General features: G+C 34.6%; 20 protein-coding genes. 2 read left to right on the plus strand and 18 right to left on the minus strand.

What is annotated here, in order from left to right; genetic code table 11:
• Positions 1-18 precede the first annotated feature (18 nt).
• Positions 19-1,125 carry an ATP-binding protein gene (locus ACFQ3N_RS05615; protein ID WP_390360358.1) on the minus strand — a complete coding sequence of 369 codons (1,107 nt, stop codon included), beginning with the start codon at positions 1,123-1,125 and terminating at the stop codon, positions 19-21.
• A gap of 232 nt (positions 1,126-1,357) precedes the next feature.
• Between ACFQ3N_RS05615 and ACFQ3N_RS05620 the strand changes: the two genes are divergently transcribed.
• Positions 1,358-1,786, plus strand: coding sequence for a DUF2621 family protein (locus ACFQ3N_RS05620; RefSeq protein WP_390360359.1), 429 nt, complete (start codon positions 1,358-1,360; stop codon positions 1,784-1,786).
• Positions 1,787-2,055: 269 nt separating this feature from the next.
• Here ACFQ3N_RS05620 and ACFQ3N_RS05625 read toward each other — a convergent pair whose 3' ends face one another.
• The 9 genes from ACFQ3N_RS05625 to ACFQ3N_RS05665 all read right to left on the minus strand — a co-directional run bounded on the left by ACFQ3N_RS05625 (position 2,056) and on the right by ACFQ3N_RS05665 (position 8,301).
• Positions 2,056-2,532 carry a CcdC family protein gene (locus ACFQ3N_RS05625; protein WP_390360361.1) on the minus strand — a complete coding sequence of 159 codons (477 nt, stop codon included), beginning with the start codon at positions 2,530-2,532 and terminating at the stop codon, positions 2,056-2,058.
• 24 nt (positions 2,533-2,556) lie between these two features.
• On the minus strand, positions 2,557-2,943 hold the full coding sequence (locus tag ACFQ3N_RS05630) for a response regulator (RefSeq protein ID WP_390360363.1): 387 nt from the start codon (positions 2,941-2,943) through the stop codon (positions 2,557-2,559).
• 24 nt (positions 2,944-2,967) lie between these two features.
• A complete protein-coding gene (locus tag ACFQ3N_RS05635; RefSeq protein WP_390360364.1) occupies positions 2,968-3,393 on the minus strand; it encodes a Na(+)/H(+) antiporter subunit B in 426 nt (141 codons plus the stop codon).
• A gap of 74 nt (positions 3,394-3,467) precedes the next feature.
• Positions 3,468-4,172: a cytochrome c biogenesis CcdA family protein gene (locus ACFQ3N_RS05640; RefSeq protein ID WP_390360366.1), complete on the minus strand. Its 705-nt coding sequence runs from the start codon at positions 4,170-4,172 to the stop codon at positions 3,468-3,470.
• Positions 4,173-4,353: 181 nt separating this feature from the next.
• Positions 4,354-4,575, minus strand: a complete 222-nt coding sequence (locus tag ACFQ3N_RS05645; RefSeq protein WP_390360367.1) for a YneF family protein — start codon at positions 4,573-4,575, stop codon at positions 4,354-4,356.
• 44 nt (positions 4,576-4,619) lie between these two features.
• Positions 4,620-5,072, minus strand: coding sequence for a sporulation inhibitor of replication protein SirA (gene sirA, locus ACFQ3N_RS05650; RefSeq protein ID WP_390360368.1), 453 nt, complete (start codon positions 5,070-5,072; stop codon positions 4,620-4,622).
• 150 nt (positions 5,073-5,222) lie between these two features.
• Positions 5,223-7,223 carry a transketolase gene (gene tkt / locus ACFQ3N_RS05655; protein WP_390360370.1) on the minus strand — a complete coding sequence of 667 codons (2,001 nt, stop codon included), beginning with the start codon at positions 7,221-7,223 and terminating at the stop codon, positions 5,223-5,225.
• A gap of 118 nt (positions 7,224-7,341) precedes the next feature.
• The gene (locus ACFQ3N_RS05660) at positions 7,342-7,575 is read right to left on the minus strand and encodes a DUF896 domain-containing protein (RefSeq protein ID WP_390360372.1); all 234 of its coding nucleotides are present in this window, start codon (positions 7,573-7,575) and stop codon (positions 7,342-7,344) included.
• Positions 7,576-7,662: 87 nt separating this feature from the next.
• Positions 7,663-8,301 carry a YneB family resolvase-like protein gene (locus ACFQ3N_RS05665; RefSeq protein WP_390360374.1) on the minus strand — a complete coding sequence of 213 codons (639 nt, stop codon included), beginning with the start codon at positions 8,299-8,301 and terminating at the stop codon, positions 7,663-7,665.
• Between the two features lie 298 nt (positions 8,302-8,599).
• Here ACFQ3N_RS05665 and lexA point away from each other — a divergent pair, with 298 nt between their 5' ends.
• Positions 8,600-9,223, plus strand: coding sequence for a transcriptional repressor LexA (gene lexA, locus ACFQ3N_RS05670; protein WP_390360376.1), 624 nt, complete (start codon positions 8,600-8,602; stop codon positions 9,221-9,223).
• 87 nt (positions 9,224-9,310) lie between these two features.
• Here the strand turns inward: lexA and glnA are convergent, their stop codons facing one another.
• The 8 genes from glnA to ACFQ3N_RS05710 all read right to left on the minus strand — a co-directional run bounded on the left by glnA (position 9,311) and on the right by ACFQ3N_RS05710 (position 16,604).
• Entirely contained in the window at positions 9,311-10,648 is a 1,338-nt protein-coding gene (gene glnA / locus ACFQ3N_RS05675; protein WP_390360378.1) for a type I glutamate--ammonia ligase, read from the minus strand.
• A gap of 123 nt (positions 10,649-10,771) precedes the next feature.
• A complete protein-coding gene (locus ACFQ3N_RS05680; protein WP_390360380.1) occupies positions 10,772-11,164 on the minus strand; it encodes a MerR family transcriptional regulator in 393 nt (130 codons plus the stop codon).
• Positions 11,165-11,351: 187 nt separating this feature from the next.
• Entirely contained in the window at positions 11,352-12,575 is a 1,224-nt protein-coding gene (locus ACFQ3N_RS05685; protein ID WP_390360382.1) for a methionine gamma-lyase family protein, read from the minus strand.
• On the minus strand, positions 12,568-13,818 hold the full coding sequence (gene hflX, locus ACFQ3N_RS05690; RefSeq protein ID WP_390360384.1) for a GTPase HflX: 1,251 nt from the start codon (positions 13,816-13,818) through the stop codon (positions 12,568-12,570). Before hflX ends, ACFQ3N_RS05685 begins: the two co-directional genes overlap by 8 nt.
• An 87-nt stretch (positions 13,819-13,905) precedes the next feature.
• Complete coding sequence (gene spoVK / locus ACFQ3N_RS05695) at positions 13,906-14,826, minus strand: stage V sporulation protein K (RefSeq protein WP_390360386.1); 921 nt, start codon at positions 14,824-14,826, stop codon at positions 13,906-13,908.
• A 101-nt stretch (positions 14,827-14,927) separates the two neighbouring features.
• A complete protein-coding gene (gene hfq, locus ACFQ3N_RS05700) occupies positions 14,928-15,155 on the minus strand; it encodes an RNA chaperone Hfq (protein WP_390360388.1) in 228 nt (75 codons plus the stop codon).
• Positions 15,156-15,194: 39 nt separating this feature from the next.
• On the minus strand, positions 15,195-16,130 hold the full coding sequence (miaA, locus tag ACFQ3N_RS05705; RefSeq protein WP_390360389.1) for a tRNA (adenosine(37)-N6)-dimethylallyltransferase MiaA: 936 nt from the start codon (positions 16,128-16,130) through the stop codon (positions 15,195-15,197).
• 24 nt (positions 16,131-16,154) lie between these two features.
• A complete protein-coding gene (locus tag ACFQ3N_RS05710; protein WP_390360390.1) occupies positions 16,155-16,604 on the minus strand; it encodes a Dps family protein in 450 nt (149 codons plus the stop codon).
• Positions 16,605-16,607 lie beyond the last annotated feature (3 nt).

Here is a 16,607-nt window from a genome sequence, read left to right on the forward strand (position 1 = left end):
AAAATAAAATATTATTTCTCATGCAGTTGGTAAACTAATTCTAAATGTACTTCCTTTATCATTATTTTTTAAGATGTCTAGTTTCCCTTCATGTTTATCCAAAATTTGCTTGGTAATCATTAAGCCTAATCCTGTCCCATTTTGTTTCGTTGTAAAAAATGGTTCACCTAATTTATGTATAACTTCTTCTGGTATACCAGGACCTTCATCAATAACGTCAATTATAATTTTTGAATGAGATGATTGCACTTTCATCTCAATTGTTCCTTCATCATCCATAGCCTCTATAGCATTTTTGACTAGGTTAATTAATACTTGCTTGATTTGCGAACGATCACAAAGAACAAATCCACTAATATTTTTATCCAGCTTCAAATTGATGTTTTGCAACTTTGCCTGAGATTTTAACAAAGAGATAACATCATCGAGCATGTCTTTAACTGATTCTTTATTTCTATTATCGGTTAAAGGCTTTGAAATAAACAATAGTTCAGAGGTTATCGTTTCCATCTTTTCAATTTCATCAATCATAATTTTATAATATTCTTCTTTTCGATTAACACCTGCTTGAAATAATTGTAGAAAACCTTTTAAAGAAGTTAATGGATTCCGGATTTCATGTGCAATCCCTGCTGCTAATTGACCAGCGACAGACATTTTTTCGGAACGAATCATCATTTCTTCCGCTTCTTTCTTGTCAGTTACGTCTTTTAAAATAGAAATTAGATATACCTTATTTTTTGCTTTCACTTGAGCTACCGTACATTCAAACCATATGTATTTTCCCTTTTTGTTTTTTATACTCACATTAAATAGTTGCGTTTCATTTGTATTGGGATCGAAATAGTTTTTGATATACGTAACATCATATGGTGCAAATTTGTCATACCACATAGTCCCAATAAGATCGGCTGCCTTATACCCCAACAAACGTTCGACAGAATTAGATATAAACTTGATAGTTCCATTCTGATCAGCTAATGTTACAATGTCATTGTTATTTTGATTAATCCATTGTAATATTGAGCGAGTAGGATCTGGTAAATCATTTAAAACCTCAATATTGGATCCCGTGTTACTGATATTGGAATTTTGTTTAATTTGTTTATCAATATCTTCCTCCATTATTCCACCCCTTTTCCAAAATCCAACATGATTTTTACCTTTTTATATACATATGACAATTTATACACAAATATGTTACTTGTTTGTATAATAGACTCCTATTATAATTATGAGTAGTGTATAAAATAATGCTTATTATTTGTAATGTTACTATAAATATTGGGAAAAATAAATATAATGTAAATTTTTGTAACAGTTTATTATATTTCAATAAAAAGAAACAGGTGATTACATGTCAATAATTATCGATTACATCATTATACTTTGGGGATTTCTTTTGCTTGGTCTTATGGGGATTGGTGGTTTTTTTATGTTTCGTAAATTCCTAAAACGAATGCCCAAAGAGGATGGGAAATCATCACTTGACTGGGAAGAATATTATATGAAAAAAACAAGGAACATGTGGAAAAAAGATGAAAAAAATTTGTTAGAGGAGCTAGTTTCACCAGTTCCAGAGTTATTTCGTGACGTTGCCAGACAAAAAATTGCAAGCAAAATTGGCGAAATTGCATTGAAAAAGAGAAAGAAAGTTATCACCCAGGATATATTAATAGAAGGATATATTCTTGCCACTCCTAAAAGGGATCATAAGTTCCTTCGAAAAAAATTAGACCAAAAAGAGATCGATGTAACACCTTACGAGCATCTATTTGAACAATAATTAGAAAACTTGGCTTATAAGCCTTAGTTGCACTTATGCAGATAAGAAAGTTTTATACTTTCTTATCTGCGAACAAAAGCGCAAGCGCCGTAAAAGCTAAGTTTTCCAACGCCTGTACTAGGACGTCCTCGAAAAAGAAGACCGCTTTTTCTTCGTGCGTCGTAGCCAAACGTGGCTTAAGGAGTTAATCAATAACCCACAAGCTCCTAATTTTATTATTTCCTAAGCTACTAATAAAGCGCTTGAACCAAATCGGTTCAAGCGCTTATTTATTCGTTAGAATATCTTACTTGCTTTTCTAATTGAAGATACTTATACAACATAGATATTCTCCATGTTAAGATCATACCAAATGCCAGTAAAAAAAACATCCCGCTCGTTTGTCCGAACGATATGGTGCTACCTATAGCTAACTTCATTATAATTCTAACAATCAATAATCCAAATAAAATAAATATAAATGCTTTAGAAGGTATTAAATAGATTTTATTATTTTTAATCTCGAATTTGGATGTTTTAATTAAAAAGACAGAAAAAATAATACCAACGCTTAAGGCTTCCAATACCTCAATCCATTTCACCTGAAATACTGGAAACAAAAACATGAATGCCCCTGTACTCATAAATAGTGGCGGTAAGATAATTTTTTTAACAGAGGCTGGTTCTTTCGCAGCTTTTAACCGAACAAAAATCATAACAACGGCCATAAAAGCAGCAACAATTGTACTTGCTACTATCCAAAACATGTAAAAATCACTCTTCCCTGTTCACTAACTATTGGTGCTTGTTATTTCAGATTCGTTTAACACACGACTAACCGTTTCTAATACCCGATTTTCGTCAAAAGGTTTAACGACAAAATCTTTTGCACCGAGTTCAATAGCTTCTACAACCACCTTCTGTTGTCCCATAGCGGAACAAACAACAATCCTTGCTTCAGAGTCCAGTTGCTTAATCGCTTTAAGTGCATCAATTCCGTTCATTACTGGCATTGTTATGTCCATTGTAACTAAGTCTGGCTTTAGTTTTTCAAATTGCTTAACGGCTTCTTCACCATTTTCTGCTTCACCAACAATTTCATGGTTTTCCCTTTTCAAAATGCTCGCTAAAGTTAATCTCATAAAGTTAGCATCGTCAACTACTAGTATTCTCGCCATTCTATTATTACCCCCCAATAATAGTTATTGATCATTTGCAATAGTTACAATGATCGTGATCGTTACACCCAGTACAGTAAGATATACACCAATATCAAATAACATAGCAGTCGCTAGCTCAATTTCTCCAAATATAGGAAAAACAAAGTAATCATATGTCTGTGCTAAAAAAGGCGCGTCAAAAATAAAAGCTCCAATTCCTGTTGCAACAGCAATTAATAAGCCAACTGAAATCATAGTCCTGAAATTAATTGGTATAATTTTCTTTACAGCTTCTAAGCCATATGCCATATACATGAGTAATATTGCTGAAGCAGTCATTAATCCACCAACAAATCCGCCCCCGGGTGAGTTATGACCTGCTAACAATAAGTATATAGCAAATCCTAATAAAATAAAGGCAATTAACGAAGTAGTTGTGCGTAAAATGAGATCATTCGGTTTATACATATAAAATGCCCCTTTATACTATTCCTACCTATTATCATAATACAAATTATATAGAAAATCCATTTTCATTACATTTAAAAACCAGTAAATCCAAATATTCCTGCTAAATAAGAAGTAAGCTTTGTCATCCAATCAAAGAATAATGCAACCCCCATAACAATCATGATATAACCACCAATTTTAACAAATCGAGCACTATTTTTTTTGATCCAGTTCATTTTCCCAATGAAGAACGATAAAATTAGAAATGGTACTGAGAACCCTAAAATATAACTGATCATCATGACCATACCTAAATCTGGATTTGTCGCAGCAAGTGATAAAACAATTGCCAAAATTGGTCCTGTACATGGTGTCCACCCTAAGGAAAATGCCATACCGATAATGAATGACCCAAAGAATCCTGCAGGTCTATTTTTAAATGTTATTTTTTTATCCTTCATTAGAAATTGGAAGTTAAAAATACCCACAATAACTAGACCGAAGAATATAATTAAAATTGCTCCGATCTGTCTTATAATTTCTTTATACGTTAAAAGAAAATCGGATACAAACGATGTTGTAAATCCTATCATAATAAAAATACTTGAAAATCCAAGTAAAAAGAAAATAGTATGTAATAAACTTTTTTTGTTTAACATTTTATTATCTTCTTTTATTTCGCTAACACTCATCCCTGTTATATAGGATAAAAATGCTGGATATAGAGGTAATACACAAGGCGAGATAAAAGATAAAAAACCTGCCCCAAACGCCAAGAATATATTAATTTCAGACATATACATATCCTCCTAAGTTAATTACTCGCATTTATTGTAACAGAAAGATATTGCATACATTACAAATGATTATGACAATAAATCGAAACCTTTTTTGCACCTTAAATATAGTATACCCCTTGTTACCTAGATAACAAGGGGTTTAATAGAGAATGCTCTTCCTTAAAATAATCGATCATTACTATTTATCTGTTTGATTATTCATAGAACGCATCATTTGATTGATTTTCTTTTGCGATGGTTTTTGTCCCATTTGCATCATTAAAGTTCTTAGCATTTGTTCATTAATTGGTGGGTTTTTCTTTAAATAATTCATCATGTATTTTCTTGCGATAAAGAATCCAAGAGCAACACCAGCAATCAATGCTCCAATTGCAATTAATACGACCCAAATCGTGCCCATTCCAGCTTTCCTCCTTCGTGTTGTCTCTCATTCAGTATAGTAAATTAAAGAAAAGAATACAATACTTGTTCTAGTTTTTGCTCTCTCTTCTTGGTTACTGGTGAAATCCAACCATAATTTTCATTTCCTATAATAAATAAAAACGGCTGAAATGCTCGTAAAGTAGGAAATAATAGTGATTCTGCCTCATGTAACATGTCACATTGGAATTTTATATGTTTTTGGTGAATATGTAAAGAAATATATTGACGGTCAGTGTATATTTCTATTGTATCACCATTCATTTTAATAGAATTGGTATTCCTATAATAATTCTTGATATAAGCCCGCACTAATTCTTTAGGAACATCTTTAGTAATATAACGAAACTGACCATTTAAGTCTACTCTATTATTTTCGTTTTCATATGTTTTAAAAAATCTATATAACACATCACATTTGTGAAAGAAATGATTGCCTATTTCTTCTTGAATCCAATAGATAGTATAATTTTTCAACAAAATCCCTCCTCTATTATATTTCATTATACGTATTCTTACTAAAATTTATGTCATATTATGAAATGAAATAGCACTAGTTTTGTCGAAAGTTTAAGCAAAATAAAAAAGATGGTACTTTGTATAAACAAGCACCATCTTTTTCTTCCGTTATTTAATAAATGATTCAACATGTTTTACAACATTGTTTACTGTAAATCCATATTCCTCTATTACTTTATCACCATTAGCAGAAGCGCCAAATGTATCAATTCCTAATACTAAACCGTTTTCTCCGGCATAGCGTTCCCAACCGAACGGTGAACCCATTTCAATTGCTACTCTATTTTTAACTTCAGGTGGGATGACTGAATTTCTATAGGACTCATCTTGTTCATTGAAGCGATCCCATGATGGCATACTAACCACACTAACATCTATACCTTTTTCTCTTAATGCGCCTTGAGATGCTACTGCTAATTGTACCTCAGAACCAGTAGCTAATAATAAAGCGTCAGGTGTATCTTTCTCAGAAGCACTTATTACATATGCCCCTTTCTTAACACCTTCATAAGCATTTTCCTTAGTTCCTTCTAATGTAGGTAAGCCTTGTCTAGTTAATACTAATGCTGTTGGCTTTTTAGATTCTAAAGAAAGTCTCCATGCAGCTTGTGTTTCATTTCCATCTGCTGGTCTGATTAATGATAGACCTGGCATAGCACGTAATGAAGCCAGCTGTTCGATAGGTTCATGAGTTGGGCCATCTTCACCAACAGCAACCGAGTCATGTGTAAACACATATGTTACAGGCGTATTCATAATTGCTGATAATCTAACAGCAGGTCTTAGATAGTCACTAAACACAAAGAATGTACCTGCATATACTTTAAGTCCACCATGTAACGCCATACCATTCAATGCTGCTGCCATGGCGAATTCACGAACACCAAACCATACATTTCTTCCAGCATAGTTATTTCTAGAAAAATCTTCTTCATCTTTAATTGTTGTTTTATTAGATCCAGCTAAATCTGCACTTCCGCCAAAAAAGTAAGGAACAGCTTTTGCTATTTCATTTAAAACTTCTCCAGATGATGCTCTAGTGGCAAGCTTATCTTTGCCGGCTTCATAAACTGGCAAGTTCTTTTCCCAATCATTAGGAAGTTCCCCATTCATTGCAAGTTTCAATTCACTTGCTAATTCCGGGTACTTCTCTTTATAAGCTGCAAATAATTGGTTCCAATTATCTTCGGCATCTGCCCCATTTTTTACGATCTTTTCTTTAAAATCAGCATACACTTCTTCAGGAACATGAAATTCTTCATGTGTCCACTCATAGTTTTCTTTTGTTAATTGAACTTCATCTTTACCAAGTGGCGCACCATGTGATGCAGCTGAAGCAGATTTGTTTGGTGAACCATATCCTATCACTGTTTTCACTTCAATTAATGTTGGCTGATCAGTAGTTTTTTGAGCTTCCGTAATTGCACTTCTTAATGCTTGGGTATCGTTTCCATCCTCAACACGAATTACTTGCCAACCATATGCTTTAAATCGTTGGTCTGTATTATCTGAAAACGCACGATCTAATTCACCGTCTAAGGAAATATCGTTTGAATCATATAATGCAATAAGTTTACCTAAACCTAAATGACCTGCTAATGATGCTGATTCATGTGATATACCTTCCATTAAGTCTCCATCACTAACAAGCGCATACGTATAATGATCAATGATGGAAATGTCATCTTTGTTATATTTAGCAGATAAATGTGCCTCTGCCATAGCCATACCAGTAGACATTGCTAAACCTTGACCTAATGGTCCAGTTGTTGCCTCTACACCATCTGTGTGATGAACTTCTGGATGCCCAGGTGTTCTAGAATCCCATTGACGGAAATTCTTTAAGTCATCAATCGTTACATCATACCCGGACAAATGCAGTAAACTGTATAACAGCATGGAACCATGACCTGCTGATAATACGAATCGATCTCTATTAAACCATTTTGAATGTTTTGGATTGTGATTCATAAAGTCTGTCCATAACGTATACGCCATAGGAGCAGCACCCATTGGTAAACCTGGGTGTCCAGAGTTAGCATTTTCGATTGCATCAATTGATAGTGTACGTATTGTATTAATTGATTGTTGTTCAACGTTTTTTACCATGAAAATTCCCCTTTCAATTTTAAAGGCTTACTGGCTTACTGTATCCTTTCTCATTCTATAATGAAACATAGCTAGTAACAAGCAATAACAGAAACATCTTGAAAAAGTGAAAAACAAGTTAATGTTTCTTATTTCGTTCTTGCATATCTCTAACCTTTTTGGGAGTTACATCATTTCCTTCTGGATCCATTACGGTCATCGTTTTAAATTGGTTTTTAAAAGACTTTCTTACATTTTTTAGATACTCTTGTCTCAACTCTTGTTGCTCTTCTTTTTCTTTTGATGTTAAACCACTGTTTTTTGCTTTTTTGGCAAGTATATTTATCCGTTGTAATTTTTCTTCAGAAATCATTTAGCTCATCCTCCTTTGAAACATAGAAAAAGCAAGAACTAAAGTGCAGTTCTTGCTTTTTTATATTACGCTTTCTATTGGTTATATTCAAGCATTTTGGTACTCCTGGAAACGACGGTGTACAGTTGCTTTGGAAACAGAAAATCCTAGCCCATTAAGAGTCTTTGTAATCTCATCGAAAGAAAGTTTATTTTCCCTTAATCGTACCACTTCTTCAATTGGGAATTCAATTCGTTCCCTTCCAGGTGCTTTAAACTTGTTTGAAAAGTTTTGTGTCGGATCAAATCCGTTATCAACTGCTTTTTTCATACCTCGTTTGATTTTCGTGTTATGTAACTTACGCTGGTATTCTTCTACAATACCTACTATTTGTAGAACCATTGAATCTGACTCAGATAATACCAGTTCTCCGTCATGGCTACCTGTATAAATGGTAATGTTTAATTTCTGCAGTTGATGAAATAAAGCAATTTTAGTATTACCGCGACCTAGTCGTGTCTCATCTTGTATGAGTAGGATGTCTGCTTTACCGGATGAAAAGTAATCTAGCATTTTAAAAATACCTTCCCGGTCTATTTCATAACCACTCATCTGTTCCTCAATACAATCAAAAACAGTAAATTGGTTTTTACTTGCCAAAGCAGTCAGTTCTTCTCTTTGTCTTTTTAATGAGGTTTCTTGTTCTTTTTTATCTGTACTTACTCGACAATAAATAATAGCATTCAACCCAATTACTCCTTACTATAAAATCACATATATTATGCGCTAGTTATCATTGTGAAATATAAAAATCCTAACGTCAATGCAAAAGAAACTAAATAAAATACATCCGTTTTTGTCACTTTTTCAAACATATAAATCAGCCCCTTCAAATAAAGTAAGAACTTTTGTTCGTGTTCATCTCTGATATCATTCTAAACCGAACATATGATCTTGTCAACAGATTCGCGAACGAATGTTTGCTTTTTCATATACCAAGTGATAAACTATCATTAATAAATCCTATGCGCGAGGTGTTCGCTAGATGACAAAACTTTCAAAAAGACAACAAACAATACTGGATTACATTAAAGAGGAAGTATCGCATAAAGGTTATCCACCTTCTGTTAGAGAAATAGCTGAAGCTGTTGGTTTGGCTTCAAGTTCTACTGTACACGGGCATTTATCAAGGTTAGAAAGTAAAGGATTCATAAGAAGAGATCCTACTAAACCAAGAGCGATTGAAGTTCTTAATCTATCAGAGGGAAGTAGCATACCTAGAGAAGAAGCACGCTATGCTCCAGTAATCGGTAAAGTTACAGCAGGTATACCAATAACAGCAGTTGAAAATATCGATGAATTTATTCCTTTACCAAGCTCAAGTGCAGGACCAGATGAGAATGTATTCGTACTTGTTATTGAAGGTGAAAGCATGATAGAAGCTGGTATCCTGGATGGGGATATGGTTATCGTGAAGCAGCAGAATACTGCACAAAACGGTGACATTGTTGTAGCAATGACAGAGGAAGATGAAGCAACTGTAAAACGCTTTTTCAAAGAGAAGGATCATATCCGTCTGCAACCAGAAAACGCCACAATGGAACCATTGATTTACCGAAATGTAACGATCCTTGGAAAAGTGATAGGGTTGTATCGAAACATTCATTAATCGGATTATGATTTACATTAAGAAACCCCTTGATATATTTTTTATCAAGGGGTTCTTTAGTATTACTAAATTATTTAACTTCAAGCTTTAATATGAAGTTAGATATTGTTCGCGTTCCCACGGGTGTACAGTTGTACGGAACATATCCCATTCAATTTCCTTTGCTTCGATGAAGTGTTCAAATAAATGTTCACCTAGTGCATTTACAATGGTACTATCTTTTTGCATCTCTTCTAAAGCGTCTATTAATGTAGCAGGTAAATCTTTAATACCATTTTTCTCACGCTCTGCACGATCCATTACGTAAATATTTCGGTCAACTGGAGTAGGAGGAGTTAGTTTGTTTTCAACCCCATCTAATCCTGAAGCTAATAATACCGCCATCGCCATATATGGATTTGCTGATGGATCAACACTTCTCACTTCAATTCGTGTACTTAAACCACGTGAATAAGGAATTCGAATCAATGGACTTCTATTTGCTCCAGACCAAGCCACATAACAAGGTGCTTCGTATCCAGGAACGAGTCTTTTATATGAATTAATAGTTGGATTCGTTACTGCAGTGAAATTTGTTGCGTGTTTAATGACTCCTGCAGTAAATTGGTATGCAACATCACTTAGCTCCATTTCACCAGATTTATCAAAAAACATATTCTCGCCATCTTTAAATAGTGACATATTTACGTGCATTCCAGAACCATTAACACCAAAAAGTGGTTTTGGCATAAATGTAGCATGTAAATTGTGTTTCCTTGCAATTGTTTTAACAACTAATTTAAACGTCTGAATATCATCAGCATGTTTAACTGCATCCGAATACTTAAAATCTATTTCATGCTGTCCAGGTGCAACTTCATGGTGAGATGCCTCAATTTCAAATCCCATTTCTTCTAGCTCTAAAACGATATCACGTCGACAGTTTTCACCTAAGTCGGTAGGTGCTAAGTCAAAGTAACCGCCTCTATCATTTAATTCTAATGAAGGATCACCTTTCTCGTCTAATTTAAACAAGAAGAATTCTGGTTCTGTCCCAATGTTAAATGCAGAGAATCCAAGCTCCTCCATTTTCACTAAGTTACGTTTTAAGTTATAACGAGGACACCCTTCAAACGGTGTACCGTCTGGATTATAAATATCACAAATAAAGCGTGCTACTTTTCCTTTGTCAGATGTCCAAGGAAATACAACAAATGTACTTAAATCAGGACGTAGATACATATCTGATTCTTCAATTCGAACAAACCCTTCAATAGATGATCCATCAAACATCATCTTGTTATCAAATGCTTTATCCAATTGACTTAATGGAATCTCGACATTCTTGATTGTACCTAGCATATCCGTAAATTGTAGACGGATAAAACGTACGTTTTCTTCGTCAATCATTTTCATAATCTGTTCTTTAGTTAAAGTAGAACTCATGTATTCTCCTCCTATTTTTTAATGGAAATTTATATTAACACTTAAAAAAGTATTAAACATATAGTTGTTTGACTGAATAAGAAAACCTTTTAGGTTAAAGCGCTATCTCTTACCTGTTCGGGTCTAGTGGAAAAACCTTGATAGCTCTCCTTGTCTTAGACTTGACTTTCCAAATCTACCAGCTTGGATCAATTCATTTCTGAGTAATTTACGTAATTCTTTATCAGTTAATGTTTGGTCTGGAGCTTCTTCTGTGTAAGTATTGCTAGGTTGTTCCTCTTTGATAAGTAAGAGTTTAATGCCGGCCATATTAATGCCTTTATCCAATAAATCTTTAATTTCAAGTAGGCGATCTACATCATTAAAAGAGAACAATCGTTGATTCCCACTCGTTCTAGCTGGATGCACTAATTTATGTTCTTCGTAATATCGAATTTGTCTGGCTGTTAATTCTGTAAGCTGTTTAACTATACCTATTGAAAATAAGGGCATAGAACGACGCTCCTGATCGTCCATCATGCATAACCCCTTTCCTTATTATATTTTAAAGTATACAATATGTTAACTACTTTGTCAAAACAATGTTAACTATCCTAACATATATGGGGGCGTAAGTATTTTTAACAAAAACCTTTTGTACTTGATTAGGTTGACATAGAAGTAAAGCAAAAAGAGTTGTGTTAACCAACTCTTCATCTTTCACCTATTCTAACAGGTGTTTTATCGCTTCTTGCAAGGCAATTTTTACATGGGCATATGTTAACCCCCCTTGCACAAAGGCAGTGTAGGGTTCTCTTAAAGGGCCATCTGCTGTCAGTTCTAAACTTGCGCCCTGAATAAATGTTCCTGCAGCCATAATAACGTCATCTGTGTACCCTGGCATTTCACTTGGATAAGGGGTCACGAATGAATTAACGGGAGAATTCTGCTGTATAACTTGGCAAAATGCTACCATTTGTTCAGCATTTTGAAATGTAACGGATTGAATTAGATCTGTTCGGGTCGTATTATAACCAGGTGATGTATTATAACCAATTAGTTCCAATAGTCTCGATGTAAATATAGCCCCTTTTAATGCTTCTCCAACGACATGAGGAGCTAGAAAAAATCCTTGAAACATTTCCTGCAACATATGTAATGTTGCACCAGTTTCCTTTCCTAGTCCAGGAGCGGTAAGTCTGTGTCCACATTGTAATACGAGTTCTTTCTTCCCTACTATGTATCCACCAGCCCGTACAATCCCTCCACCTGGATTTTTTATTAATGATCCAGCAATGATATCTGCTCCTATATGTAATGGTTCCCTCTTTTCAACAAATTCACCATAGCAGTTATCTACAAATACTATAATTTCTGGATTTATTTCTTTAACAAACGTTATCATTTTTTCCATATCACTTATGGAAAATGATGGTCGATCATCATATCCTTTAGATCGCTGGATCCCAACGACCTTTGTTTTGAAAGATATGTTCTTGCTTATCTCACTGTAATTAACACTACCATCCTGTCTTAACTCTACTTCGTTATATACTATATCGTAATCTAGTAGCGATCCCGTATTAACACCTGTTTTACCTATAACCGACTCTAGGGTATCATAAGGTTTTCCTGTAATATATAATAGTTCATCTTGAGGACGTAAAAGACCGAAAAGCGTTGTCGAAATAGCGTGTGTTCCGGATACAATTTGTGGTCGTACAAGAGCATCCTCGCCACCGAACACGTCAGCATATACCGCTTCTAATACATCTCGTCCAAAATCGTCATATCCATAACCGGTTGTTGAATTAAAATGGCTATCACTAACTCTGTTGTTTTTAAATGAATCCAGTACACGCTTCTGATTATGTTCAACTATTTGATTAACCAGTTTATGTTGTTCACTACAATCTCTATCTGCTTGTTTTACTAGTTCTTCAATCATTACTGTTTGGTTTCTCCTTTAATAAACTTTTCAACGGGTGACTACTTCTCATGTATCCTTTAACTATATATGTAGAACCTTCTTCATCAAAATACCTTTGTGTAACAATAGTTTCACGTGCAAGTCGGTCAAGGTTTTTTCCTTCTTCGGGATCAATTTTAACCGAATAAAAGTCCCACTCTTCCTTAAGAATAGATTCTATTTTAAACATGAGCTGGTTTAGATCTGATTGGTCAAAAGCACTTATGACCATATATGGATGCTGCATGGCTATAAAATCGCCATTAATAAGATCCTTCTTATTATAGACAGTTAACGTTGGAATTGTTTCTGCATTTAAATCGCTTAAAAGATCTAAAACCGTTTTTTGATGTTGTACTTGATCCAGATGTGCAGCATCTACGACATGTAAAATGAAATCTGCTTCCGTTACTTCTTCTAATGTAGAGCGGAAAGAAGCAATAAGTGCTGTAGGTAAATCTTGAAGAAAACCAACAGTATCTGTTATTAGTGTTTGAAAGCCAGAAGGTAACTGTATTTGTCTTGTAAGTGGATCTAGAGTTGCAAATAGTTGGTCTTCCTCTAGTGATTGCCCCTTTGTTAAACGATTAAACAAAGTTGATTTACCTGCATTAGTATAGCCCACAATAGCAATTTGAAAAGCCTGGTTGGTCTTCCTGCGCTTACGGTACTGTTCACGTTGACCAACAACGAGCTTTAAGCGTCGTTTGACATCATATATTCTGCGTCTAATATGTCGTTGGTCGGTTTCCAATTTTGTCTCACCTGGACCACGTGTGCCTATACCTGCACCTAATCGCGACATAGCTTCTCCCTGACCATGAAGTCTTGGGAGCATATATTCCAATTGTGCAAGTTCAACTTGAAGTTTACCCTCTTTTGTTTGTGCACGTTGGGCAAATATATCCAGTATAAGCTGACTACGATCTATCAGTCTTACACCAAATCTGTTGCTAAGATTTCGTAATTGACCTGCTGATAACTCGTCGTTAGATATCACTAAATCTATATCTAGATCCTTTATTTCTTCGGTTATCTCATCTATTTTACCTTCACCAAGGTAATTTGCAGGATGAATTCGTTGTCTATTTTGGATAACAACCTGTTGAACTGTACCACCCGCTGTTTTACTTAGTGATTTTAACTCTTCTAGAGATGAGTCAAATCGTTCCTGTTTCTGATTTGGTTGTTTTACTGCGATGATTAGTATTCTTTCTGTCATGTACGGCAACCTCTCTCACCTGACATTTAATCGAACTTTTATGCTTTAATCATAGCAAAGTACAGGTGTCATAACAATTTATTGATGTTATAGATTATCAAAACACAAGTCAATCCCGTTAATGCGTATTAAATCATTTGCTGAAAAACTTTCATTACAGAGGAGTCTTATTGCATGCTTTCTAATAGAATGCTCAATTATGTTTCGAACATATCGTGCATTAGAGAAATTCCGCTGGGTTTCATTACTTTTTTTAATTAAATGGTCTCTTAATTTCCACTCTGCTTCTTTGGATAACTGATACTCTCTAAGTGCTAGCATTTGTCTTGCAATATCTATTAGTTGTTCAACATTGTAATCCTGAAAATCAAGTATAAATGGGAACCTTGATTTCAATCCTGGATTTAACGTAAGAAAGCGATCCATTTCATATGGATATCCAGCTAGTATGAGAACCAAGTCATTATGATTATCTTCCATATGTTTTACTAATGTGTCAATTGCTTCCTTTCCAAAGTCCTTTTCTCCACCACGAGCTAATGAATATGCTTCATCAATAAATAATACTCCACCCATGGCCTTTTGAATGACAGAACGTGTTTTTTGAGCAGTTTGACCAATATATTCTCCAACTAAATCAGCCCGTTCAGCTTCGATAAAATGTCCCTTAGATAATAAATTCATGTCAAAATACATTTTCGCCAGTTTTCTGGCAACAGTTGTTTTCCCTGTTCCAGGATTGCCTTTAAAAAGCATATGAAGCACTTGTTTTGTACATGTCAATCCCATTTTCGAACGTTTTTCATTGATAACTATTGTTGCATATATTTCCTTTATTGTTTGTTTCAGTTTTTCCATTCCAATGAATGATGAGAATTCTTGATCTATATGAAAGAATGGACCACTTTCGCTATTTTTAGGACTCACCTGTTCTGATTGTACTTCTCGTTTGTTTTTTAACACGATATTAATTTGCCCATTTTTATTGCGTGTCTTTTGTGTCTCCACGTCATCACTCCTTAGTCACCTTAGTATACGCCGTGGATAAAAAAGTTGTGACAAACGCCCATGTCTAAACACAATTAAAAACGGACGCGTGTATGCGTCCGTTAATCATTTTTCTCAAGTGTTACATTTTTAACAGGTGCAAATGTTGAGATTGCATGTTTAAATAGCAGTTGTTGCTTCCCATCAGTTTCTAAGAGCACTGTAAAATTATCAAAAGCTTTTATAACCCCTCTTAATTGAAACCCATTCGTTAAAAATACGGTAACTGAAATATGGTCCTTTCTTAGTTGATTTAAGTATTGATCCTGAATGTTCACCGTTTGTGCCATCGCACTTCCTCCTCTTTTCTATCTGTATACATACTATTTCTACTTTTCTTTTAACATTCCTGCTAAATCAGCTAAAATTATTCTGAAATTTTCATTAACTGTAGCAGGTGTAATCGAATACCATTTTACATCCATCTTATTTTTAAACCATGTGTATTGCCGCTTAGCGTATCTTCTGGAATTCCGTTTTAATAACTCTACGGATTCCTCTAATGTACATTCACCCTTTAAGTAAGGTATAAATTCTTTATATCCTATCGCGTGCATGGATTGACACGATTCATATCCTTGTTGAAATAATCGATTTACCTCATCAAGAAGTCCAGATACAAGCATCTCATCTACACGTTGATTTATTCGTTTGTACAATAATTCGCGATCCATATCCAATCCTATAAGAATTGGATTGTATGAAGATTCTTGTTGTTGTTTTTTTTGGTAATCGGACATTGTCATTCCGGTTGTTTCATAGACTTCTAACGCACGAATCAAACGACGATGATTATTAGGATGAATTTTTTCAGCCTGTACCTGGTCAATTTTCATTAATCTCCGGTGTAACGATGCAGCACCTTCACTTTTCAATATGTATTCCAATTGACGCGTGACTGCTTTATCCCTTTTTTGATTAGAAAAATTGTAATTAAATAAGGCAGCTTGTATATATAGTCCGCTGCCACCTGCTATAATCGGAACGTGTTGATTGTTTAGAATGTTACTGATATTTTTTTGTACATGAAATTGAAAATCTGCAACAGAGAAATCCTCGTCTGGATCCTTGATATCAATCATATGATGTGGAATATCATGTATTTCTGTTTTTGAAACTTTGGCTGTTCCGATATCCATTCCCTTATAAACCTGCATAGAGTCTCCACTGATCACTTCCCCATGAAAAGCTTTTGCAATTTCAATACTGAGCTTTGTTTTCCCTACTCCTGTTGGTCCTACGACCGCAACTACTGTATCCTTCATCATTATTCCCCTAGATTTATAACATTATTCATATGCTCGATAGGCTTTTAACATCCATACGTATTTTTCTAGTTTCCCCTGAATTCCTATTAACAAATCCCCAGTTGGTTCATCACCATTCTTTGTAGCAAGTGGTATTCCGTCGTTACGTATCTCCTGAATTAACTGTTCATAATCCTTCGTTAGTTGCTCAATTATTTCATCTTCTTTATCGTCCGCGTTAGCTTCCGTTAATGTCGTCTCTTTCAAATACTTTATCATGGTTGCTAACGGCTTTCCGTCTATCATTAAAATCCGTTCAGCAATTTCATCAGAGTCAGCAGCAAAAGTCTTATACATGTCTTCAAAAACTTCATGGAGACCAAAGAAATGTTTACCTTGAACAAACCAATGATAACGGTGCAATTTGACATACATCACAAAGTAATTAGACAATAACTGGTTCATAAAATTAATTAATTTTTGATTATCCATAAC

It is taken from the genome of Virgibacillus byunsanensis (assembly GCF_042675965.1).
Taxonomy (GTDB): Bacteria; Bacillota; Bacilli; order Bacillales; family Amphibacillaceae; genus Virgibacillus_R; species Virgibacillus_R byunsanensis.